This is a genomic window from Allobosea sp. OAE752, assembly GCF_050433265.1.
Lineage (GTDB): Bacteria > Pseudomonadota > Alphaproteobacteria > Rhizobiales > Beijerinckiaceae > Allobosea > Allobosea spartocytisi.
Window position 1 is genome coordinate 296,688 of record NZ_JBNPXO010000001.1, and the last position, 21,713, is coordinate 318,400.

The 21,713-nt window shown below is 67.2% G+C and carries 20 protein-coding genes; 13 read left to right on the forward strand and 7 right to left on the reverse strand.

Going from position 1 to position 21,713, the window contains the following annotated elements; all coding sequences use genetic code 11:
• Positions 1–4: 4 nt before the first annotated feature.
• Positions 5–766 (reverse strand): SDR family NAD(P)-dependent oxidoreductase, encoded by a 762-nt coding sequence (locus GGC47_RS01390; protein WP_429066601.1) that lies wholly within the window; start codon positions 764–766, stop codon positions 5–7.
• Positions 767–861: 95 nt separating this feature from the next.
• On the opposite strand from GGC47_RS01390, the gene GGC47_RS01395 reads away from it, so the two are divergent.
• Both GGC47_RS01395 and GGC47_RS01400 read left to right on the forward strand, forming a co-directional pair.
• Entirely contained in the window at positions 862–1,650 is a 789-nt protein-coding gene (locus GGC47_RS01395; protein ID WP_429066604.1) for an IclR family transcriptional regulator, read from the forward strand.
• Positions 1,651–1,815: 165 nt separating this feature from the next.
• Positions 1,816–2,112: a YciI family protein gene (locus GGC47_RS01400; protein WP_038361656.1), complete on the forward strand. Its 297-nt coding sequence runs from the start codon at positions 1,816–1,818 to the stop codon at positions 2,110–2,112.
• Between the two features lie 309 nt (positions 2,113–2,421).
• Here the strand turns inward: GGC47_RS01400 and GGC47_RS01405 are convergent, their stop codons facing one another.
• The 4 genes from GGC47_RS01405 to GGC47_RS01420 all read right to left on the reverse strand — a co-directional run bounded on the left by GGC47_RS01405 (position 2,422) and on the right by GGC47_RS01420 (position 6,245).
• On the reverse strand, positions 2,422–4,011 hold the full coding sequence (locus tag GGC47_RS01405) for a copper resistance CopC/CopD family protein (RefSeq protein ID WP_429066607.1): 1,590 nt from the start codon (positions 4,009–4,011) through the stop codon (positions 2,422–2,424).
• A 47-nt stretch (positions 4,012–4,058) separates the two neighbouring features.
• On the reverse strand, positions 4,059–4,571 hold the full coding sequence (locus GGC47_RS01410) for a YcnI family copper-binding membrane protein (RefSeq protein WP_142020354.1): 513 nt from the start codon (positions 4,569–4,571) through the stop codon (positions 4,059–4,061).
• A gap of 327 nt (positions 4,572–4,898) precedes the next feature.
• Positions 4,899–5,291, reverse strand: a complete 393-nt coding sequence (locus GGC47_RS01415; RefSeq protein ID WP_142020353.1) for a hypothetical protein — start codon at positions 5,289–5,291, stop codon at positions 4,899–4,901.
• 69 nt (positions 5,292–5,360) lie between these two features.
• The gene (locus tag GGC47_RS01420) at positions 5,361–6,245 is read right to left on the reverse strand and encodes a GNAT family N-acetyltransferase (protein ID WP_142020352.1); all 885 of its coding nucleotides are present in this window, start codon (positions 6,243–6,245) and stop codon (positions 5,361–5,363) included.
• 202 nt (positions 6,246–6,447) lie between these two features.
• Here GGC47_RS01420 and argE point away from each other — a divergent pair, with 202 nt between their 5' ends.
• The 7 genes from argE to GGC47_RS01455 all read left to right on the forward strand — a co-directional run bounded on the left by argE (position 6,448) and on the right by GGC47_RS01455 (position 14,243).
• On the forward strand, positions 6,448–7,581 hold the full coding sequence (gene argE / locus GGC47_RS01425; RefSeq protein WP_142020351.1) for an acetylornithine deacetylase: 1,134 nt from the start codon (positions 6,448–6,450) through the stop codon (positions 7,579–7,581).
• A 23-nt stretch (positions 7,582–7,604) separates the two neighbouring features.
• Entirely contained in the window at positions 7,605–8,528 is a 924-nt protein-coding gene (locus GGC47_RS01430; protein WP_113252204.1) for a 2-hydroxyacid dehydrogenase, read from the forward strand.
• A 37-nt stretch (positions 8,529–8,565) separates the two neighbouring features.
• Positions 8,566–8,922, forward strand: coding sequence for a cupin domain-containing protein (locus tag GGC47_RS01435; protein WP_113252203.1), 357 nt, complete (start codon positions 8,566–8,568; stop codon positions 8,920–8,922).
• A gap of 222 nt (positions 8,923–9,144) precedes the next feature.
• Complete coding sequence (locus tag GGC47_RS01440) at positions 9,145–10,608, forward strand: aldehyde dehydrogenase family protein (protein ID WP_429066613.1); 1,464 nt, start codon at positions 9,145–9,147, stop codon at positions 10,606–10,608.
• Between the two features lie 12 nt (positions 10,609–10,620).
• Complete coding sequence (locus tag GGC47_RS01445) at positions 10,621–11,664, forward strand: tartrate dehydrogenase (RefSeq protein WP_429066616.1); 1,044 nt, start codon at positions 10,621–10,623, stop codon at positions 11,662–11,664.
• Between the two features lie 20 nt (positions 11,665–11,684).
• Positions 11,685–13,139 carry an NAD-dependent succinate-semialdehyde dehydrogenase gene (locus GGC47_RS01450; protein WP_429067080.1) on the forward strand — a complete coding sequence of 485 codons (1,455 nt, stop codon included), beginning with the start codon at positions 11,685–11,687 and terminating at the stop codon, positions 13,137–13,139.
• An 84-nt stretch (positions 13,140–13,223) separates the two neighbouring features.
• Positions 13,224–14,243 (forward strand): amino acid ABC transporter substrate-binding protein, encoded by a 1,020-nt coding sequence (locus tag GGC47_RS01455; RefSeq protein ID WP_113252199.1) that lies wholly within the window; start codon positions 13,224–13,226, stop codon positions 14,241–14,243.
• Positions 14,244–14,465: 222 nt separating this feature from the next.
• Here GGC47_RS01455 and GGC47_RS01460 read toward each other — a convergent pair whose 3' ends face one another.
• Together GGC47_RS01460 and GGC47_RS01465 are read right to left on the reverse strand one after the other, a co-directional pair.
• Positions 14,466–15,743, reverse strand: coding sequence for an NAD(P)/FAD-dependent oxidoreductase (locus tag GGC47_RS01460; protein WP_429066620.1), 1,278 nt, complete (start codon positions 15,741–15,743; stop codon positions 14,466–14,468).
• A gap of 13 nt (positions 15,744–15,756) precedes the next feature.
• Positions 15,757–16,425 carry a haloacid dehalogenase type II gene (locus tag GGC47_RS01465; protein ID WP_113252197.1) on the reverse strand — a complete coding sequence of 223 codons (669 nt, stop codon included), beginning with the start codon at positions 16,423–16,425 and terminating at the stop codon, positions 15,757–15,759.
• A 321-nt stretch (positions 16,426–16,746) separates the two neighbouring features.
• On the opposite strand from GGC47_RS01465, the gene GGC47_RS01470 reads away from it, so the two are divergent.
• The 4 genes from GGC47_RS01470 (at position 16,747) to GGC47_RS01485 (ending at position 21,663) form a co-directional block, all read left to right on the forward strand.
• Positions 16,747–17,598: a GNAT family N-acetyltransferase gene (locus GGC47_RS01470; RefSeq protein WP_142020347.1), complete on the forward strand. Its 852-nt coding sequence runs from the start codon at positions 16,747–16,749 to the stop codon at positions 17,596–17,598.
• A 14-nt stretch (positions 17,599–17,612) separates the two neighbouring features.
• Positions 17,613–18,989, forward strand: coding sequence for an aspartate aminotransferase family protein (locus GGC47_RS01475; protein ID WP_142020346.1), 1,377 nt, complete (start codon positions 17,613–17,615; stop codon positions 18,987–18,989).
• Between the two features lie 278 nt (positions 18,990–19,267).
• Entirely contained in the window at positions 19,268–19,984 is a 717-nt protein-coding gene (locus tag GGC47_RS01480; RefSeq protein WP_142020345.1) for an HAD-IA family hydrolase, read from the forward strand.
• A gap of 65 nt (positions 19,985–20,049) precedes the next feature.
• Positions 20,050–21,663, forward strand: a complete 1,614-nt coding sequence (locus GGC47_RS01485) for an ABC transporter substrate-binding protein (RefSeq protein ID WP_038362526.1) — start codon at positions 20,050–20,052, stop codon at positions 21,661–21,663.
• Positions 21,664–21,713: the final 50 nt, after the last annotated feature.

Genomic DNA, 21,713 nt, shown 5'->3' on the forward strand with positions numbered 1-21,713 from the left:
GCACTCAGCGATTGAACTGGAACCCATCCACCACGATGTCTTGGCCCGTGATGAAGCAGGGGTTCGAGGTTGCTAGGAAGGTGACGAGCTCTGCCACGTCATCGGGCTTGCCCATTCGCTTCAGCGCGATACCGGCATCGGCAATCGCGGGGCCGCGGGCTCTGGTCAGCGTGTTGCCGACTTCGGTCTCGATGATGCCGGGGCAGACGGCATTGATAAGGATCTCCGGGCCGAGCTCTTTGGCGAGAGCGCGGGTCATCCCGATGATCCCGGCCTTGGCAGCCGCATAAGCAAACCGGCTGACGGCGGCCGTCACACCACCAGAATGCGCATTCAGCGACGACATCGAGACGATGCGCCCAGCCCCCTGACGCTGCATGATCGGCGCGACAGCCTGGATATAGTTGAAGCAGCTCTTCAGATTGAGAGCGATCGTGTGGTCGAACTCGGCTTCAGTGATCTCGAAGATGCCCTTCGGCATCCCCTTGCCGGCATTGTTCACGAGGACGTCCACGCGGCCCCACTGCGCGACGACCTCCGAAACTATACGGCTCGCCTCTTCCTTGAAAATGACGTCCGACTGAAAAGCCAACGCACGACGACCGAGGGATCTTATCTCGTCAGCGGTGCGCTTTAGCTCGTCCGACAACAGATCAACAAGCACAACATCCAGTCCAGACCGCGCGAGAGACAGCGCGCAAGCGCGCCCGATACCTCGCGCACCGCCCGTGACAATCGCCACGGGCGCGGCGTTGCTCGAATTCATGGCTTACCCTCTTTCAAGAGTGTTGATTTCCTCTTGATTAAGGGAGAGCCTATCGCCGGCAAATTGGTTCGCCAAGAGAGATTCGGTTCACGTCCATGAACACCGAGGTCAAGTCTGCGGCGCGCGTATTGGACCTGCTGGAATATCTTGCAGGCTGCTCCGAACCCGTGAAGCTCAAGGAGATCGTCGCGGCTCTGGGTTTCCCGAAGAGCAGCGCTCATGCCCTGGCGCAGACCCTGGTCTCACGCGGCTACGCCATTCAGGACGCGACCGAGCGATACGTGCTTGTCCATGCCAGTCGCCATCAATCGGCCTCGCGCGCGCTCGAAGCCCGCCTTCTTTCTGCGGCGCACCCGATCATGGAACAGCTTCGTGACGAGACGGGCGAGACCGTGATGCTGGCGGTTTTAACCGCGAGAGGCGATTGCCGGCGCATAGCCAAATGCGTCAGCCGTCAGGCTGTACGCTACGACATCGAGCTCGACGGCCTCTCCGACTCGTACTGCTCGGCCACTGGCCGGGTCCTGCTGGCTCACTGGGATCCGGCTCTCACCGACGGATATTTTGCGCGGGCCAACCTCATCCCAAGGACACCCAAGACGGTTACCAACCCAGACGCGATCCGGGGAATGTTCGAGACGATCCGTGCGGAAGGCATCGCGGTTAGCGACGAAGAGCACGTCACCGGCTCGACGGGACTTGCCGCACCCATTTGGGGAAGAGAGGGCAAGGTGATAGCGGCGCTCAACCTTGGCGTTGTGACGCTGCGTTATCACTCCCGCGCGAGCGAGCTTGCGGATCTACTCAAGGATGGCGCCAATCGCATAAGCGCACGCCTTGGCCATAAAGGTTATCCGGATCAACCGGTGCTGCCACCGTTATGAAATGTCGAACGTATCGGAGCATGTGGGATTGCGCAGCTGGCGTCCGCTAAGCAGGATCCTGAGCACGCCCATCGCCGCTGTCATCCCCGCCCACAAAAACGATCTGGCAGAAACGCCCCGAGTGCTTGAGCGGCTCGCCCTTTCCGATCACCAAGGAGTGCCCCTATGAAAGCCTATCTGACCAAGTGGATTCCGCCTCGTGCAGATTTCCTCCAGACCATAACCGATGACGAGAAGGCGCTGTTTAAGCAGCATGGCGACTGGCAAACCAAGCTGCGCGAAACCCGTCAGATCGTGGCGCACGGCCCCGTCGTCGATCCCGCCGGCCCTTATGGCGTCGCGTTGTGGGAGATCGAGGATGACGCCGACATCGCCGCGCTGACCGCTGAGGATCCGATCGTAAAGGCCGGGGTCGGCCATTACGAGCATTATTCGATGATGCAGATGCGTTCGCGCGGCTGACGCGCCGGCGAACGACTGCAACGTAAAAGCTACGTCACCATGGCCGTCCGCCCTGATAACCCGGCATCGGCCCTGTGCACGCACGCCGTCTAGCCGCCCGTGGCCACGATCTCGTCCCTGTTGCCCGAGCGACGGATCGGCTGAACGCATTGGCCAGCGAGAAATGCCGACAGACTATAGCCTCAAATGCCGACATACCCTCTGGAATGTCGAAAATTAAAATCAACGATATCAAAATCTTACAAAGGCGCGCACCGACAAACTTCGCATTTCCCACAGCAGCGCTGCACAGGCGCAGGGACGGCGAGTTCACGGCCGCAGGACGATGGCGTCCCCGATCCGGCGCATCTCGAAATCGGAGATCAGGATCTCCAGTTCGACGTGCCAGCGGCCCGGCACCGGCAGGCTGAAGGCCTCGGTCCGCCAGATGCCGTCCGGGCCGAGCCGGGCGGGTCGTTCGATCGGCTCGATGCCGGCCGCGGGGTTGCTGAAGCTGAGGGTGAGCTCCCTGGCCAGGAGGGGTCCGAACTCACCGTCCATCAGCACGACCGTGACGATGACCGGCCCTGCCCGGCCGGGCGTGACCGTGACGTCCGCCATCGCCGGCAAGGTGTGGATATGGACCGAGGCCGGCTGCGCCCGCACCATCGCCATGGCGCGCGGCGGCGGCGTGAAGCGCCAGAGCGCCACGATACCGAGGATGGCGACCAGCACCGCAAGCTCGACGGCGATGACACGCCTCATGGCGCGCGCCGCCGGGATGTCGCCGGCCTCCACGCGCCGCGTCAGCGACCAGCGATTGAAACCCGCCAAGGCGAAGGCGACCGCGGCCAGGGCGAGCTTGGCGAGAAGGACTTGCCCATAGGCCGTCGCGAGAAGCGCCGCCGGCCTCTCGACCTGCACGCAGGCGAGAACCAGCCCGCTGAGCAGCAAGGCTGCGACGATCCAGGCGATGCGGCCGGAAAACCGGCCCAGCACGCTCCTGCCGTTCTCACCGCGCAGAGCCAAGGCGAGCGGCAGCAGCGCTCCGACCCAAAGCGCGATCGCGCTCGCGTGCAGGAAGACGGCGGGGCGCATGAGCCATTGCGGCTGGGCCGCGCTGGCATGGCCGCTGCTTGCGAGAGCAAGCCCGACCAGCGGGACAGATAAAAGGCCGGCGACAGCGGCGCGGACACGGTGCCTCGACACGCCGATGAGGGCGCACGCCAAGGCCATGGCCGCGATGAGGATCGTCCAGACATAGCTGGTGGCCGCTGCCGCCCGCCAGACCGCCGGCTGGAAGAACGCCCCGATCGACGCACCGAGCGCGTCGAGCCCCTGCGCGCCGAGCGCAACGGGCAGGCAGAACAGGCCGAGCCCCATCGTGGCGGTCGCGAAGCGGCCGGCCCCGCCGGCAAGCGGCCCGATCCAGGCCCGGCTCGCAGCCGCACCACACCCCAGGAACAGGCCGAGATAAAGCCCGAAGCGGCTGAGCCAGACCAGCGTGCGAACGCCGGAATCGGCCTGCTCGCCGAGATCCGGCGCGGCGCCGCTCGGGGCGCCGATCGAGAACACCACCGATCCTCCGACCGGATGCCCGTCCTCCGACACCACGCGCCAGCTCAGCACATGGGTGCCGCCCGGAAGCGCGGCAGGCGCCTCGATCACGACCGTCCTGTCCTTCAGCACGAAGCGCCCGAGGTTGCGGGCGGTGCCGTCCGGTCCGATCAGCCGCAGCGCCAGCGGCGAGACGGGCTCGCTGAAGACGAGTTCGATCTGCTTCGGAGCCGCCGCCAGCACGCTGCCGTCGGGCGGCGTCGCGTTGTTCAAGGCCGCATGCGCCAGCGCCCGGCCCGGCGCTCCGGCGCAGGCCAGCAGGAGGAGGATCGGCAGCAGGGATCGCAGGAGCCGGGTCATCATGGGCTTATCCTTGCGGCGGAGCGCCGGGCGCTCCGCCGCCGCTATCATTATTTGCCGGGGGTGAGCTTCACGCCGGGAGCCGGGAATTTGTAGTCGTCCGCCGACTTGCCGGCTTCGGGGATCTCGATCCAGCGCTCGACGGCCCCGCCCTCGCATTCCTGGACGACCGGCACGTAGAGCGTGGCATCGGCCTTCAGATCCTTGGCGAGATAGCCGCGCAGGACGAATTCGTCATAGAATTCGTCAGGTAGCTTGCCGCCGCTCCAGACCACTTCCTTGACGCCCTCCGAGGTCGGCGTGCCGTAGTAGTCATAGGGCTTCGCATAGCTGCCCTTGACCGTTTCCAGCGTCCAGCCGGCTTTCGGCATCGGCTTCACCGCGATGACGCCTTCCGGGATCTGGACGCGAACCTTCGTGGTCGCCGCACCCTTGCAGCCATGCGGAACACGCAGCACCGCCTTGTAGGTCGAGCCGACCGGGGCGGACTGGTTTTCCAGCGTGATATGAGCCAGCGCCGGCCCGGCGGCGAGCAGGCCCGCGACGGCGAGAAGATATTTCATGACATGTCTCCTTGATGGTTGAGGCCGCCCTGGCGGCCGGGTTGCGGCAGGCCCGCGGCCTGCCGGATTGGAAAAATCGGAAGCGACGGAGATTCGGGGGCAGCATCGCGCCAACCCTTCGACCGGGCCGCAGCCCGCCCCACGACATGTCGCGCCAAAGCGTGCGCGCCGGTCGCGAAGCAGCCCGCGAGGCGAAGCAGAGGGTGGGATGGGATGACGCCCGAATCCGCGCCGTCACGGCGTCGGGTCGGGCGGAAAGCGCGTCACGACGTCCGGCAGCAGGCTGACATCAGTCGTCGCGGACGCGGGAGAGCGCCGGACGGCGGCTCAGGCGCGGACGGGAGGAGCGCGCGGATTGCCGGGCGAATGATCGGCGAGGAAACCGACGGGCCGGTCGAGCCTGCGGATGAAGGCGACCTGATCGGCCGGCCGCTGCGTGAGGAGCGCGAATGCGGGCTGGACCGGATCGGCCCCGGCGAGCATCGGGCAGCCGGCCGTGCAACAGCTCATGCCGGCATGGGCTTGCGACTTGTCGTGATCGCCACCGGCCGGAGCGTCCCCGCTCGGCAAGCAATGGGTCAGGACAAGGGTACGATCGAGCGAGAGCGCATTGGCATAGGCGCCGGCCGCAAAACCGGCGAACAGTGCCTGGAGCACGAGCAGATAGGCCGCGAACAGCGCGACCCAGCTTCTGACCCGTGATCCATTGCGTCGGTTCAAGGTATCGACCTCCGCCCCCTCGATAGCACCGTCGCGCATGGCGTCAAACGGCCTTGCGGTCGCACCGCATCAGCCGAGCGCTTGGCTCGCGAGCGCCATGCGGCGCGGCCCGTGCGGATCGACCGGGGCATAGGGCGCCCGGCCCAACCCCATCGAGGTGACGCTGTCATAGATCTGCATGCCGCTGGCGACGATAAAATCGACGAAGGCCGTGTGGCTGGCAGGCGTGTCGACCCTCAGGAAGCTGCCGGCATGGAGTTCGACGAAGGGCTGGCAGACGGCGATCGCGTCCTCCTGGGCCGAGGCGATCACCGGGCCGATGACGCGCTCGCGCCCGAAGCGGCGACAGAGCGCGAAGGCGACGACCTCGTCGTTGCGGACGAGCACCTGCCCCTTCGAGACCGGCAGGATGCGCCGGAACACGGCGGACCGGTCGCACCCCGTCGCCGCCCGGTCGAGGCTCAGCAGGCGTTCACGGTCTTCGGCCCGCATGGCGCGAACCGTTCCTTCCACCCGGACCGAAGGCGGGCTGCCGACGACTTGCCCCTGGCATTGCAGGATCTTCTGCTCATGGCCGTAGCCCATGGAACGGTAGAGCCGCCGGGCCGCATGCGTGGCGGTGAGGCCGAAGGCCGAACCCGGGTTCAGCTCATGCGCCCGTTCCATCAGCCAGCGGCCGGCGCCGTGCTCCTGCAGGCGCGGCGAGGTGATCAGCATGCCGACCATGGTGAAGCCGGCGCCGTAGCGCTGCCACATCACCGTCCCGACCACGCGCCCGATCTCATCGACCGCCGCGATGCCCTGCCCGAGATCGAGCAGCACGCGCCAGTCGCTATCGCGATGCGGCCAGCCGACGGCGACCGAAAGCGCGTGAAGCTGCGCGACGTCGATCTCCCCGATGTCCCGCAGGGTGATCTTGAAGGCATCGAGATGCAGTTGGGCGATCGTCTCCAAAATCGCAGCCTCCGGCACTTGCACGACCGGGCCCTCGGGCACGACGGTCGAGCACCGATCGTTTCTAACGCAATCGCGCCACAGGAAGCACCGTTCTTTGCCCGCGATTCGGCATAGATGACCGCCCCGCAGCGCAGAACAGACGCGACCGCCGCGCCGACCGCCCTACCCTGCCGGAACCATAACCACTCCGGAGCAGCGCGTGACGCCGGAAGACATCCTGACGGAGCTGATCCGCTTTCCCTCGATCGTCGGGCGCCCCAACGCGGCCATCGCCGGCTGGATCGCGGACTATCTCGCCCGTTTCGGCGTCACGGCGCAGATCCTGCCGGGCCCGGAGGGCGACCGGGCCAATCTCTTCGCCACGATCGGCCCGCGCGACGTGCCGGGACTTATTCTTTCCGGCCATATGGACGTCGTGCCGGCGGAGGAACCGCAATGGAGTTCCGACCCGTTCCTGCTGCGGGCCGAGGGCGACAAGCTGTTCGGCCGCGGCACCAGCGACATGAAGGGCTTCCTCGCCGCCGCGCTCGCGATCGTGCCTGCGCTCGCCAGCATGAAGCTGGCACGGCCGGTCCATATCGCCTTTTCCTATGACGAGGAGGCGGGCTGCCGCGGCGTGCCGCATCTCATCGCGCGGCTGCCCTCGCTCTGCGCGCTGCCGGAGGCCGCGGTCATCGGCGAGCCAAGCGGGATGAAGGCGATCCTCGCCCATAAGGGCAAGGCAGCGGCACGCGTCGAGATTCACGGCCGCTCCGGCCATTCCTCACGCCCCGATCTCGGCCTCAACGCCATCCATGCGATGGGCGCCGTGATCGCGGCGGCCGAAAAGACCGCCTCCGATCTGCAGGCGGGGCCTCTCGATGCGGTGTTCGAGCCGCCCTACTCCACCCTGCAAATCGGCACGGTTCGCGGCGGCGAAGCGCTCAACATCATCCCGGATCGCTGCCGGATCGAGATCGAGGCGCGCGCCATCGCTGGCGTCTCGCCGGCGGCATTGCTCGAATCGGTGCGGGCGGCTCTCGCCGGCCTCGAGGCGCGTGGATTCGCCACCGACTGGCAAGAGATCGCCAGCTATCCGGCGCTGTCGCTCGCGGCGCAGGCGCCGATCGCCAGGATGCTGGCGGAGGTGACCGGCACCGAGCCTCTCCCGGCCGTCAGCTACGGCACGGAAGCCGGGCTCTATCAGGCGGCAGGCATCGACGCGATCATCTGCGGCCCCGGCGACATCGCCCGCGCCCACAGGCCCGACGAATACATCACGCGCGGCGAGCTCGCCGATTGCGCGCGGCTGCTCGAACGGCTTTGCACCGCATTCACACGGCCCGGCCGCTGACATCTCTTTCCCCGGAGACTGCCTTGACCTTCCTGTTCAACTCAACCGAGGAGCGTGCGCAGGTGTTCGCCGCGCGCTTCGCCGAGGCGCTGCCGGAGATCCGCTTCATCCGCAGCAACGAAGCCTATGATCCGGCCGAAATCCGCTATCTCATCACCTGGACCGCGCCCGACGATCTCGCCCGCTTCACCAATCTGGAGGTTCTCTTCTCCATTGGGGCCGGCATCGACCAGATGAAGACGGAAGGGCTGGCGCCCCATGTCCTGGTGGTGCGAATGGTCGAGGAAGGCATCACCAAGATGATGCAGGAATACGTCACGCTCGGTGTGCTCGCCCTGCATCGGCAATGGCCGCTCTATCTCGCCCAGCAAAAGCAGGCGCTCTGGCAGCCGCATGAACTCACCCCGGCAACCGCGCGCCGCGTCGGTGTGCTCGGCCTCGGCATGATGGGCACGGCCGTGATCGAACGCCTCAAGCCCTTCGGCTTCCCGATCTCGGGCTGGAGCCGCTCGCCGCGATCGATCGACGGCCTGCGGTGCTTCCATGGCGAGGACGGTCTCTCCGCCATGCTGGCCGAGACCGACATTCTGATCTGCCTGCTGCCGCTGACGCCGCAGACAACCGGCATCCTCGATGCCAAGCTGTTCGCGAAGCTCCCGGCCGGCGCCGGGCTCGTCCATGTCGGACGCGGCCAGCATCTCGACCATGAGGCCCTGCTTGACGCGCTCGACAGCGGCCGGCTCTCGGGCGCCGTGCTCGACGTCACCGAGCCCGAACCGCTGCCGGCCGGACATCGGTTCTGGAACCACCCCAAGGTGCTTCTGACGCCGCATATCGCCAGCAAGGTCGAGCCCGAGCCCGCGGCCAAGGCGGTGATCGAGAACATTCGCCGCCACCGCTCCGGCCTGCCGCCGCTCGGCCTCGTCGACCGCAGCCGCGGCTACTGACCCGTTTCCCTTTCCTCACCCAGCAAAAGGCAGACCCATGTCGCTCCTCGTCAAGCTCGACCTTGCCCCCACCAGCGAGCCCACCAAGCGCTCCAAATGTCCGCCGGATCGCCTGCTCGCGGGCGACCCCGACTACACGACCTGGGCGCAGGACGCGTCGCGGGACGGCACGGTGAACACCGGTGTCTGGGAGGCCACGCCCGGCACGAACCGCTCGATCAAGGGCGAGACCTTCGAATATTGCTACATCCTCGAAGGCGTGGTGGAGCTAACCGAGGAAGGCAAGGAGCCGCGCCTCTTCAAGGCCGGCGACAGCTTCGTGATGAAACCGGGCTATGTCGGCGTCTGGAAGACGATCGAGACCGTCCGGAAGATCTACGTCGTCGTCGGCTGACGCCGGATCGCCGCACGTCCCGAGCGGCACGAAGCGGCGATCCATCTCATGGGCCCGTCTCTTCGGGCCGTCTGTTGGGCCCGCTGCTCCAGCCGCCGAAGAATCGGCCGTCCCGGTCCGCGCAAACGGGATTTCCCGTCGCGCCAGGGCGGCGTCCCGGCGTCACCTGCGGGCGCAGAGGCGCTAGGCTTCGCCGCTGCCCCATTTTCGGAGACCGCCCTCGTGTCGCTGAGCTTCGACCCCGCCACCATCGACCTGCCGCGCGCCCATTTCATCGGCGGCGAGCGTATGCCCGCGACGGGCGGGATCGCGCTGCACCGCCCCTCGGACGGCGTGGCTTTCGCCGATTGCCCCGTTGCGGAGGCCGATCTGGTCGACCGCGCGGTCGAGGCCGCCAAGCGCGCGCTGAAGACCAGCGGCTGGGGCACGGTGCGCCCGCGCGAGCGCGTCAACGCGCTTCACCGCTGGGCCGATCTGATCGAGGCCGAAGCGGTGACGCTCGCCCGGATGGAGGCCGTGGCCTCGACCCGCCCGATCGCCGAGCTCTTGAAATTCGACATCCCGATCACCGTCGAGCAGATCCGCTTCTTCGCCGAATTCGCCGACAAGGAAGGCGGCGACCTCGTGCCGACCGCCGCCGACAGCGTCGGCCTGATCGCGACCGAGCCCTATGGCGTGGTCGGCGCGATCACCCCCTGGAACTTCCCGATCTCGATGGCCGCCTGGAAGCTCGGCCCTGCGCTCGCCGCCGGCAATGCCGTGGTGCTGAAGCCCTCCGAGATGACGCCCTTCGCGACGCTCTACCTGGCGGAGCTGTCGGTCCGTGCCGGACTGCCGGCCGGGCTGATCAACATCGTGCTCGGCGACGGGCGCACGACCGGCGCCGCCATCACCGGCCATCCCGGCATCGCCAAGGTCAGCTTCACCGGCTCGACCGGCGCGGGTGCCGCGATCATGGAGAACATCGCCCGCACCGGCATCAAGCCGATGACGCTGGAGCTCGGTGGCAAGAGCCCGCAGGTGGTCTTCGCCGATACCGATATCGCGCTCGCCGCCGGCGCCGTGGCGCGCGGCATTCTCGCCAATGGTGGGCAGGCCTGCGTCGCGGGCTCGCGCCTCGTCGTCGAGGAGAGCGTGGCCGAGGAGGTCGTCGGGCTGATCCTCAAGCAGATGGGCGAGATCAAGCCCGGCCCGACCTGGGACGAGGCCAGCGCCTATTCGCCGATCATCTCCGAGCGCCAGATCGGCCGCATGGCCGGCATCGTCGATGCCGCCGTCGCGCGCGGCGCCCGGTGCAGGACCGGCGGCTCGCGCCTCGACCGCGAGGGCTATTTCTACGCGCCCACCCTGCTCGAAGGGCTCGAGGCGAATTCGCCGGCCATCACCGAAGAGATCTTCGGCCCGGTGCTGACGGTGCAGACCTTCCGCGACGAGGAGGAGGCGATGGCGCTCGCCGACCATCCGACCTACGGGCTCTGCGCCGGGCTCTACACCCGCGACCTGTCGCGCGGCCTGCGGCTGAGCAACCGGCTGCAGGCCGGCACCGTCTGGGTCAATCGCTATGGCCGCTCGCGCGACCACATCCTGCCGACCGGCGGCTACAAGCAGTCCGGCCTCGGCAAGGATCTCGGCCGCGAGGCTTATCTCGCGAACCGCAAATCCAAGAGCGTCCTGATCGCCGTCTGAGGAGACCATCCCGTGAAATCATACAAGATCGCCCTGATCCCGGGCGACGGCATCGGCACCGCCGTGACCGAGGCGACCTGGGAGGTGCTCGGCAAGGCGGCACGCGGCGCCGGCTTTTCGCTGGACGGCACGAGCTTCCCCTGGTCCTGCGACTTCTACGAGAAGACCGGCGCGATGATGCCGGCCGACGGCATCGAGACGCTGCGCGGCTACGACGCGATCCTGCTCGGCGCTGTCGGCTGGCCGAAACGCGTGCCGGATTCGGTGTCGCTGCACGGGCTGCTGCTGCCGATCCGCAAGGCCTTCGTGCAATACGCCAATATCAGGCCGCACCGGCTGCTGCCGGGCGTCGAGGGGCCGTTGCGGGCGAGCGCCTTCGACATTCTCTGCATCCGCGAGAACACCGAGGGCGAGTATTCCGGCGCGGGCGGGCGGGTCCATAACGGCACGGCCGACGAGGTCGCGGTCGAGACCGCGATCTTCACCCGCAAGGGCGTCGAGCGCATCCTGCGCTTCGGCTTCGAACAGGCGCGCAGGCGGCGCGGCAAGCTCGCCTCCGTGACCAAGTCGAACGCGCAGAAATACTCGATGGTGTTCTGGGACGAGATCACCGCCCTGGTCGCGGCCGAATACCCCGATGTCGAGGTCGCGAACTACCATATCGACGCCATGGCGGCGCGGATGGTAATGGCGCCCGAGAGCCTCGACGTGGTCGTCGCCTCCAATCTCTTCGGCGACATCCTGACCGATCTCGGAGCCGCCATTCAGGGCGGGCTCGGCTATGCGGCCTCGGCCAACATCAATCCGGAGCGCAATGCGCCCTCGATGTTCGAGCCGGTGCATGGCTCCGCGCCGGACATCGCCCATCTCGGCATCGCCAACCCGATCGCGGCGATCTGGTCGGGCGCGATGATGCTGGAGCATCTCGGCGAGCCGGCTGCGGCCGCAGCCGTGATCAGCGCCATCGAAGCCGCCACCGCTCGCGGCATCGGCACGAAGCCGGGCGAGCACAAGACGAACGAGATCACCAGCGCCGTCCTCGCGGCGCTGGGCTGACAGGAGAGCACGACATGACCATCGAAGGCCTTCGCGATCCCGGCCTCGTGCGGGAAGCCTGCCTGGTCGGCGGCCAGTGGAACGGCGCGGCTTCGGGCCGCACGCTCGACGTCGTCGACCCCGCGACGCAAGCCGTGCTCGGCACAGTGCCGGATGCCGGCACCGCCGAAACCCGCGCCGCCATCGATGCCGCCGCGGCGGCCTTCGAAAGCTGGCGGGCCAAAACCCCGGCCGAGCGCGCCGCGCTGCTGGAGGCCTGGCATGCGCTGATGCTCGAGCATATCGAGGACCTCGCGCTGATCCTCACCTCCGAGCAGGGCAAGCCGCTGGCCGAATCGCGCGGCGAGATCCGCTACGGCGCCTCCTTCGTGAAATGGTTCGCGGAAGAAGCCCGCCGGATCTACGGCTCGACGATTCCCGCACCGACCGCCGACCGCCGCATCCTCGTTTTGAAGCAGCCGGTCGGCGTCTGCGGCATCGTCACGCCCTGGAACTTCCCGAACGCGATGATCACCCGCAAGGTCGCGCCGGCTCTCGCCGCCGGCTGCACCGTGGTGATCAAGCCCTCGGAGCTGACGCCCTATTCGGCCCTGGCGCTCGGCGTGCTGGCCGAGCGGGCCGGCATTCCGGCCGGCGTAATCAACATCGTCACCGGCATGCCGACCGAGATCGGCGCCGAGCTCACCGGCAATCTCGCCGTCCGCAAGATCTCCTTCACCGGCTCGACACGCGTGGGCGCGCTGCTGATGAAGCAGGCCTCCGACAGCATCAAGCGGCTCAGCCTCGAACTGGGCGGGAACGCGCCCTTCATCGTCTTCGACGACGCCGATCTCGACATCGCCATCGACGGCGTTCTGGCCTCCAAGTTCCGCAATGGCGGCCAGACCTGCGTCTGCGCCAACCGCATCCTGGTTCAGGACGGTATCTACGACCGCTTCGCCGAGAAGCTGTCGGCCCGCGTCAATGCGATGAAGGTCGGCCCCGGCACCGAGGCCGGCGTCGATATCGGCCCGATGATCAACGCCGCCGCGCTGGAGAAGATCGAGCGCCATGTCGAGGACGCGCTGTCGAAGGGCGCCAGGCGCCTCGCCAGCTCGGCCGCCATGCCCAATGGCAAGCAATACGCCACGCCGACCGTGCTGGGCGAAGCGACGACCGAGATGCTGCTGGCGAGCGAGGAGACCTTCGGGCCGGTCGCCCCGCTCTTCCGCTTCCGCAGCGAGGAGGAGGCGCTCGCCATCGCCAACGGCACGCCCTTCGGGCTCGCGGCCTATTTCTTCACGCAGGACATCCGGCGCTCATGGCGCGTCGGCGAGGCGCTGGAGTTCGGCATGGTCGGTCTCAACACCGGCGCGATTTCGATGGAGGTCGCCCCCTTCGGCGGCGTCAAGCAGTCGGGCCTAGGCCGCGAGGGCTCGCAGCTCGGCATTGAGGAATATCTCGAGGTCAAGGCCTTCCATATCGGCGGGCTTTGACGGGCAGCAAGGCAAGCCACAGCAATTCCACGCCCAATTCAACCAGGTCAGCTTCGCAACGTTGACAAAACAAGGGGAACTACCGTGAAAACCATAACTTCCGCACTATTGGCGCTCACCTTGTCGGTGGCCATCGCGCCGGCCGAGGCCCAGACCACGACGCTCGCCACGGTGAAGAGCCGCGGCGACCTGATCTGCGGCGTCAGCCCCGGTCTCGCCGGCTTCGGAATTCCCGATGCGAAGGGCGAATGGGCCGGCCTCGACGTCGATCTGTGCCGCGCGATCTCGGCCGCGATCTTCAACGATCCGAAGAAGGTCAAGTTCACGCCGCTCTCCTCGAAGGACCGCTTCACCGCCCTCCAGAGCGGCGAGGTCGACGTGCTCTCGCGCACCTCGACCTGGACGATGTCGCGCGACACCACGCTCGGCCTGACCTTCGCCGGCGTGAACTATTACGATGGGCAGGCCTTCCTGGTGCAGAAGAAGCTCGGCATCGACACCGCCCGCAAGCTCGACGGCGCCTCGATCTGCCTGCAGCAGGGCACGACGACCGAACTCAACGTCGCCGACTATTTCCGCAAGAACAAGATCAAGTACGAGCCCGTCACCTTCGACAAGGGCGACGAGGCGATCAAGGCCTTCGAATCCGGCCGCTGCGATGCGTTGACCGACGATTCCTCCGCCCTTTACGCGCTGAAGCTGAAGCTGGTGAATCCGGCGGAAGCCGTCGTGCTGCCCGAGCTGATCTCGAAGGAGCCGCTCGGCCCGGTCGTCCGCAGCAGCGACCTGCAATGGTTCAACCTGGTGAAGTGGACGCTCGATGCCATGCTGAACGCCGAGGAGCTCGGCGTCACCAAGGCCAATGTCGACGAGATGCTGAAGTCGGACAATCCCGAGATCCGCCGCCTGCTCGGCGCCGAGGGCAAGTTCGGCGAAGGCATCGGCCTGACCAACGACTGGGCCTACCGCATCGTCAAGCTCGTCGGGAACTACGGCGAATCCTTCGAGCGCAGCGTCGGCCAGGGCTCGGAGCTCAAGATCGCCCGCGGCAAGAACGCGCTCTGGACCGAGGGCGGCCTGCAATACGCCCCACCGGTCCGCTGAAGGACGCCGGCGGCATTTTGAGATCCCGCGAAGCTTGCGACGCCGGATGAGCCATTGCCGCAACGACGAACATGGGCACGCGCCGGAACCTGTTCCGGCGCGTGCCCATCCGCGTTCCACCATGCCTGCGACGATCGATCAAATGCCGAGACCAAAGAGCTGGCATCGGCCGACGCCCCGCGATTGATCGCGAGGTCGTCCTGGGCCCGCAGGCCTCCGCGCTCACTGAATGCGATCGAGCATCTTGTAGTAGTAGCCGACCAGCGGCAGGAACCAAGGCTTGCCGAAATGGCCCGGCACCGCCGGCCAGGACAGCCCCTTCAGCGGGTTGCGATCGGGCCGGCCGAGGATCGCATCGGCCATGATCATGCCGAGATGCGTCGACATCTGCGCCCCGTGGCCGGAATAGCCCATCGCATACCAGACGCCGTCCTCGTAGCCAGCGCGGGGATAGCGGTCCTTGGTCATGTCGACGAGGCCGCCCCAGCAATAGTCGATCTCGACATCCCCGAGCTGCGGGAAGATGCTGGCGAGGCTCGCGCGCAGAATGGCGCCGCTCTTGGCGTCGGAGGTCTGGTCCGATGTCGCGGCGAAGCGCGCCCGCCCGCCGAAGATCAGCCGGTTGTCCGGCGCCAGGCGGAAATAGTTGCCGATATTGAGCGAGGTCACCGCGGTGCGATTGCCCGGCATGGTCATGGCGACCTCGGCTGCGCTCAAGGGCCGCGTCGCGATCAGGAACGAGCCGACGGCGACGATGCGCCGGCGGAACCAGGAGAAGGGACCGGCCGTATAGGCCCCGGTCGCCACCAGCACCTCCTTTGCCGAGACGCTGCCGCGCGGCGTCTCCAGCACATGCCGGCCGCCCTCCTGCCGTCGCTCCGTCACGGGCGCATGTTCATGGATGACGGCGCCGTGCCGTACCGCCGCCGTGGCGAGGCCGGCGACGAAGCGGCCCATATGCATCATCGCGCTCTTCTTGGAGAGCATCGCGCCATGGAAGGCGTCGGAACCGATCTCGCCCTTGAGGTCGGCCCGGCTCAACATCGCGGTATCGGGATCGGCCTCGCGATGCAGCACCTCGAAATTCCGCGCGATCCCGGCGACATGCTCGGGCTTGGAGGCGAGCTTGAGCTTGCCGGCGCGCCGGAAGGCGCAGTCGATGCCCTCCTCCGCAACGATGCGCTCGATCGTGTCGACGGAATCGTCGAAGGCGCGATAGAGGGCGACCGCGCGCTCGGTGCCCAGCGCCGATTTAGCGGCGATGAAGCTGTGGGCGAGGCCGTTGTTGAGATGACCGCCATTGCGGCCCGAGGCGCCATAGCCGACGCTGTGCGCCTCCAGCACCACGACCTTCGCGCCGGCCATCGCGAGCTGGCGCGCAGCGGCGAGCCCGGTGAAGCCGCCGCCGATCACGGCGACGTCATAGCTGCCTTCGACCGGCCCCTCGGCGGCGCCGGTGAAGGGCGCCGCCGTGTCGTGCCAATAGGATTTGAACTGCATCGGTCCCGCGCCTTCAGAGGCCGAAGACGCCCGGCAGCCCGCCGATGTCCTTGATCTCGACATAGCCGTAATAGGGGTTCGCCGGCTCGTGGCCGCGATTGACCCAGACCTTGTTCTTGATGCCGAGGTCATGCGCGGTCATCAGGTCGTAGCGGAACGAGGAGGAGACGTGGCAGACGTCCTCCGGGCCGCAACCCAGCATGTCGAACATGTATTCGAAGCCCTTCATACGCGGCTTGTAGGATCGGGCCTGCTCGGCCGTGTAGACGGCATGGAAGGGTGCGCCGAGCCGGGCGACATTATGCGGAATCTGGTCATTCTGCGCGTTGGACAGGATGACGAGCGGGATTTCCTTCGCCACCTTGGCGAGGCCTGCCGGCACGTCCGGATGCGGGCCCCAGGTCGGCACCTGCTCGTAGATCCAGCGCGCATCCTCGGGGCGGAAGGCGACCGCATTGCGTCGGCAGGTCCGCTCCAGCGCGTTATAGACGACCTCTTCATAGGGCTTCCAGTCGCCCAGGACCTCGTCGAGCCGGTAAGCCGAGAAATCCGTGATGAAGGTCCGCATCGCCGGCTCGTCCAGCTTTTCGCCGTAGAGCGCGCGCGCGGCCTTATCCATCGCGAAATAGATCAGCGTGCCGTGGCAGTCGAAGGTGACGAATTTGGGCCTGAAGGCGGTCATCTGCGGAAATCCCCTGTGGCGAAACGGTTGCGTCCGTCAGCGAGGATCATAGCCGGGGCCGGAACGGCGCGAGCACCGCATTGCCTGCGGCAGGAAGCACAAACTGCCGTCCGTCCATGAGACCATGGCAGAGAGTTCCGCCTGCATCATCTTGCCGGCCGACGTCGCTTCCCGATTGCCGGCGCTTCGCCACCCGTCGTGGCATTCCATGCGGTCGGCGCGCATTCCCACGGCCGAAGATATCGTGCCGGGCCGTTCCTCGGGAGCAACTGCGCCGGCGCACCGCCTATCCATGATGCAACGGGTACGAAGCGAAGCATCATGGACCAGAAAACGATTGATCTCGTCGCCTTCGACGAACGCCATCTCGACGGCGCCGTTCTGCTCTCGCGCGAGGCGGGCTGGCCCCATCGGCGCGAGGACTGGGCGATGCTCCTGGCCCTCAGCCACGGCTTCGTCGCGCTCCAGGGCGATGCCGTGGTCGGCACCGCGATGCTGACACCGTTCGGGGACGATGACGCGACCGTCAACACGGTGATCGTGGCAGCCGACATGCGCGGGCGGGGCCTCGGCCGGAAGCTCATGGATGCCGTCCTGCAAGCCTGCGGCGCGCGGGAGTGCCGCCTCACCGCGACCGCGGACGGCCTGCCTCTCTATGAGAAGCTGGGGTTCAACGCGACCCACGAGATCCGGCAGCACCAGGGCATCCCCACGCCGCTGCCGGCCGATGCGGCGAACGATGCCATCGAGCTGGATTGGGCCGGTCCGGAGGATTTCCCCGCTATCGCTGCGCTCGATCTCGAGGCGCTGGGAATGGAGCGCCGCCCTCTGCTCAGGCTCCTGACCGAGGCCGGGCGAATGGTGGTCCTGCGCGAAGCCGGCCGGATCGTCGGCTATGCCGCGCTGCGCCCGTTCGGCCGCGGCGAGGTGATCGGCCCGGTCGTCGCGAAGACCCTGGAACAGGCGCAGAGCCTCATGAGCTTCCTGATCGCCAGCCGACCGGGCGCCTTCCTGCGCGTCGATACCGCCGAGTGGCGGGAGCTTTCGCCATGGCTTTCCGCGCGGGGCCTCGTGGGCGTCGGCGGCGGCATCGTCATGGACCGCAACGCGACTGGCCGGCAGCCGTCCGGACCCGCCAAACCCTTCGCCCTGGCCAGCCAGGCGCTCGGATAAACTGGAGAACCGCCATGTTGAGCAATTCGCTGATCGAGCTCGATCGTGACCACTGGATCCACCCTGTCGCGTCCTATCGCGGCCATGAGAAGGCGGGCGTGCGGGTCCTGCGCTCCGCGAAGGGCGCGACGATCACCGACGCCGAAGGCCGTCAGCTCATCGACGGCTTCGCCGGGCTGTGGTGCGTCAATGCCGGCTACGGGCAGGAGAGCATCGTCGAGGCCGCGGCGAACCAGATGCGCGAGCTCGCCTATGCCACGGGATATTTCGGCCTGGGCTCCGAACCGGCGATCAGGCTCGCGGCCGAGCTCGCCGAGCGTGCGCCGGGCGACCTCAACCGCGTCTACTTCACGCTCGGCGGCTCGGACGCGGTCGACAGCACGGTGCGCTTCATCCGCTACTACCAGCAGGCGCGCGGCAAGCCGCAGAAGGACCAGTTCATCTCGATCGAGCAGGGCTATCACGGCTCCTCGACCGTCGGCGCCGGCCTCACCGCCCTGCCCGCCTTCCATGCCGGCTTCGGCGTGCCCTATGACTGGCAGCACAAAATTCCGTCGCACTATACCTACCGCAATCCCGTCGGCTCCGATCCGGCCGCCGTCATCGCCGCCTCGCTCGCGGCGCTGAAGGCCAAGGTCGACGAAGTCGGGGGAGCCGAACGCGTCGCCGCCTTCTATTGCGAGCCGATCCAGGGCTCGGGCGGCGTCCTCGTGCCGCCGCCGGGTTGGGTCAAGGCGATGCGCGACCTCTGCGCCGAGCTCGACATCCTGTTCGTCGCCGACGAGGTCATCACCGGCTTCGGCCGCACCGGCCCGCTCTTCGCCTGCGAGGACGAGGGCATCGTCCCGGACCTGATGACGACCGCCAAGGGGCTCACCTCCGGCTATGTGCCGATGGGCGCGGTGCTGATGTCGCAGAAGGTCTATGACGTGATCGCCGACGGCTCCGGCGCCGCGGCGGTCGGCCATGGCTATACCTATTCGGCCCATCCGGTCAGTGCGGCGGTGGGGCTCGAAGTGCTGCGGCTCTATGAAAACGGCCTGCTGGAGAACGGCCGCAAGGCCGGCGCGCGGCTGATGGCGGGGCTGGAGAGCCTGAGCGACCATCCACTCGTCGGCGAGGTCCGCGGCCGCGGCATGCTGGCGGCCGTCGAGCTGGTGACCGACAAGGCGAAGAAGACGCCGCTGCCGGCCGCCTCGGCGCCGGCCCAGCGCGTCTTCGACCGCGCCTGGAACAACGGCCTCGTCATCCGGGCCTTCGGCAACGGCGTGCTGGGCTATGCGCCGCCGCTGTGCTGCACCGAGGCCGAGATCGACGCCATCGTGGAGCGGACCCGCAAGACCCTCGACGAGACGCTGGCCGACCCGGATGTGCGTGCCGCGATGGCGTGAACGCCGGCCTCCAGGGCATCGGGGAGGATGGGATCCATCCTCTCTTTTGCCCCAAGGGAAGCCGATATTCCGCAGCAGCGGCGAATTCGGAATTTTGTGCCGTCCGGTTTTCGACATTCGGTGAATCCGGCGAGCCGTCCGTGGGAGACTGGGTCGAGGCCGACGCAGATGCGGCCGGGGAACAGGGCACGACCGCCGCGGAAGCCCGCAAGGCGGACTGAAACGATGCGGCGGCGCCGAAGCATCGGCGCCTGCGCGGCAAGCGACGCGGAGAGACGATGACGAAGAGCTTTGGCGATTTCCGCTACATGACGTTCGATGTCGTGGGCACGTTGATCGATTTCGAGGGCGGTCTCGTCGATACGCTGGCGGCCATCGCCCGCGAGGCCGGCGTCGCCTTCGACGGGGAACAGGCGCTGAACCTCTACCGCTCCGCCCGCTACATGCCGGATGTGCAGCATTTTCCGGACGATCTCGTCCGCGTCTACGGCGTGATCGCGCCGAAGCTCGGCCTGCCGGCCGGTGAGAGCCATGGCCGGCGCCTGCGCGATGCCGTGAAGGACTGGCGGCCCTTCCCCGACAGCGCCGCCGCGCTCGCCCGGCTGGCGAAACGCTACAAGCTCATCGCCATGACGAACGCCCAGCGCTGGGCCTTCGAGCATTTCGCCCGCGCGCTCGGCAATCCGTTCTACGCCGGCTTCACCGTCGATGACACCGGCACGGAAAAGCCCGATCCGCGCTTCTTCGAGCAGGTCTTCGCCTTCGTCGAGACGGATGGCGGCTCGCGCGACCAGATCCTGCACGTCGCGCAGAGCCAGTATCACGACATCGGCATCTCGCGCCGGCTCGGCCTGACCAATTGCTGGATCCAGCGCCGCCACGCCCAGCCCGGCTATGGCGGCACGATCGAGCCCGAGAACTTCACCGAGCCCGACTTCCATTTCACCTCGATGGCCGGGCTCGCCGACGCCGTCGAGTCCAGCCCGGCCGCCTGAAGACGCCGGGATCGAAGAAAAGCCGGCACCAAAACGCCGGCACCAACCGAAACAGGGGAATGACGATGACCGACAAGATCACGCCCAACTGGACGAGCGCCGACGACGTCTTCGTCGAGAACGCGATCCGCCGCGGCGCCAGCCGCCGCGATCTCCTGCAGATGCTGATGGCCGGCGGCCTTGCCGCTTCCGCCGGCAGCCTCGTACTGGCGCGCGCCACCTCCGCGCTCGCGGCGACGCCCGTCAAGGGCGGCAACCTGAAGGCCGCCGGCTGGTCCTCCTCGACCGCCGATACGCTCGACCCGGCCAAGGCCTCGCTCTCGACGGACTATGTCCGCTGCTGCGCCTTCTACAACCGCCTGACCTTCCTGGACGGGGACGGCAAGCTGCAGATGGAGCTCGCCGAGAAATTCGAGACCAAGGACGCCAAGGTCTGGACCGTCACGCTCAAGAAGGGCGTCACCTTCCATGACGGCAAGCCGCTGACCTCCGCCGACGTCATCTATTCGCTGAAGCGCCATCTCGACCCGGCCGTCGGCTCGAAATCGGCCGCGCTGGCCAAGCAGATGACCGGCTTCACGGCCGTCGACCCGCTCACCGTCGAGATCACGCTCGCGGCGCCCAATGGCGACCTGCCGACCATCCTGTCGACGCACCATTTCATGATCATCGCCGACGGCACGACGAACTTCGCCAAGGCGAACGGCACCGGCGCCTTCGTCTGCGAGAACTTCGAGCCCGGCGTGCGCTCGATCGCGGTCAGGAACAAGAACTACTTCAAGTCGGGCGGCGCGAACCTCGACTCCTTCGAGTTCTTCGCGATCACCGACGACACCGCGCGCGTCAATGCGCTGCTCTCGGGCGACATCCACCTCGCCGCGGCGATCAATCCGCGCTCGATGCGCCTGGTCGAGAGCCAGCCGAATGTCGTGCTGTCGAAGACCACGACCGGCAACTACACGAACCTCAACATGCGGCTGGACATGGCGCCTGGCGACAAGGCGGGTTTCGTCGAAGGCATGAAGTATCTGCTCAACCGCGAGCAGATCCAGAAGTCGGCGCTTCGCGGCCTCGCCGAGATCGCCAATGACCAGCCTGTTCCGCCGATGAACGTCTATCACAACAAGGACTTGAAGCCGAAGGCGTTCGATCCCGAGCGGGCCAAGTCCCTCTTCCAGAAGGCCGGCGTCCTCGGCCAGTCGATCCCGATCGTCGCCTCGGATGCCGCCGGCTCCTCGGTCGACATGGCCGTGCTCGTCCAGCAGGCCGGCAACGCGATCGGCATGAAGTTCGACATCCAGCGCGTTCCCTCGGACGGCTACTGGTCGAATTACTGGCTGAAGGCCCCGGTCCATTTCGGCAACATCAATCCGCGGCCGACGCCGGACATCCTGTTCTCGCTGCTCTACGCCTCCACGGCGCCGTGGAACGAGAGCCAGTACAAGTCCGAGAAGTTCGACAGGATGCTGCTCGAGGCCCGCGGCTCGCTCGACGAAGCCAAGCGCAAGCAGATCTACGGCGAGATGCAGGTGATGGTCGCCGACGAGGCCGGCACCGCGATCCCGGTCTACATCTCGAATGTCGACGCGATCTCGAACAAGCTGAAGGGCCTGCTCGCGAACCCGCTCGGCGGCATGATGGGCTACGCCTTCGCCGAGTATGTCTGGCTCGAAGGCTAAAGCCCCGCTTCTCCCGCGGGCCGGGCGCGTGCGTCCGGCCCGCATTTCGT

Excerpts from the sequence above, each read along its gene's own strand:
- GGC47_RS01390 (WP_429066601.1), bottom strand. The coding sequence starts at position 766 with ATGAATTCGAGCAACGCCGCGCCCGTGGCGATTGTCACGGGCGGTGCG.
- GGC47_RS01395 (WP_429066604.1), top strand. The coding sequence starts at position 862 with ATGAACACCGAGGTCAAGTCTGCGGCGCGCGTATTGGACCTGCTGGAA.
- GGC47_RS01400 (WP_038361656.1), top strand. The coding sequence starts at position 1,816 with ATGAAAGCCTATCTGACCAAGTGGATTCCGCCTCGTGCAGATTTCCTC.
- GGC47_RS01405 (WP_429066607.1), bottom strand. The coding sequence starts at position 4,011 with ATGATGACCCGGCTCCTGCGATCCCTGCTGCCGATCCTCCTCCTGCTG.
- GGC47_RS01410 (WP_142020354.1), bottom strand. The coding sequence starts at position 4,571 with ATGAAATATCTTCTCGCCGTCGCGGGCCTGCTCGCCGCCGGGCCGGCG.
- GGC47_RS01435 (WP_113252203.1), top strand. The coding sequence starts at position 8,566 with ATGTCGCTCCTCGTCAAGCTCGACCTTGCCCCCACCAGCGAGCCCACC.
- GGC47_RS01460 (WP_429066620.1), bottom strand. The coding sequence starts at position 15,743 with ATGCAGTTCAAATCCTATTGGCACGACACGGCGGCGCCCTTCACCGGC.
- GGC47_RS01465 (WP_113252197.1), bottom strand. The coding sequence starts at position 16,425 with ATGACCGCCTTCAGGCCCAAATTCGTCACCTTCGACTGCCACGGCACG.
- GGC47_RS01470 (WP_142020347.1), top strand. The coding sequence starts at position 16,747 with ATGGACCAGAAAACGATTGATCTCGTCGCCTTCGACGAACGCCATCTC.
- GGC47_RS01475 (WP_142020346.1), top strand. The coding sequence starts at position 17,613 with ATGTTGAGCAATTCGCTGATCGAGCTCGATCGTGACCACTGGATCCAC.
- GGC47_RS01480 (WP_142020345.1), top strand. The coding sequence starts at position 19,268 with ATGACGAAGAGCTTTGGCGATTTCCGCTACATGACGTTCGATGTCGTG.
- GGC47_RS01485 (WP_038362526.1), top strand. The coding sequence starts at position 20,050 with ATGACCGACAAGATCACGCCCAACTGGACGAGCGCCGACGACGTCTTC.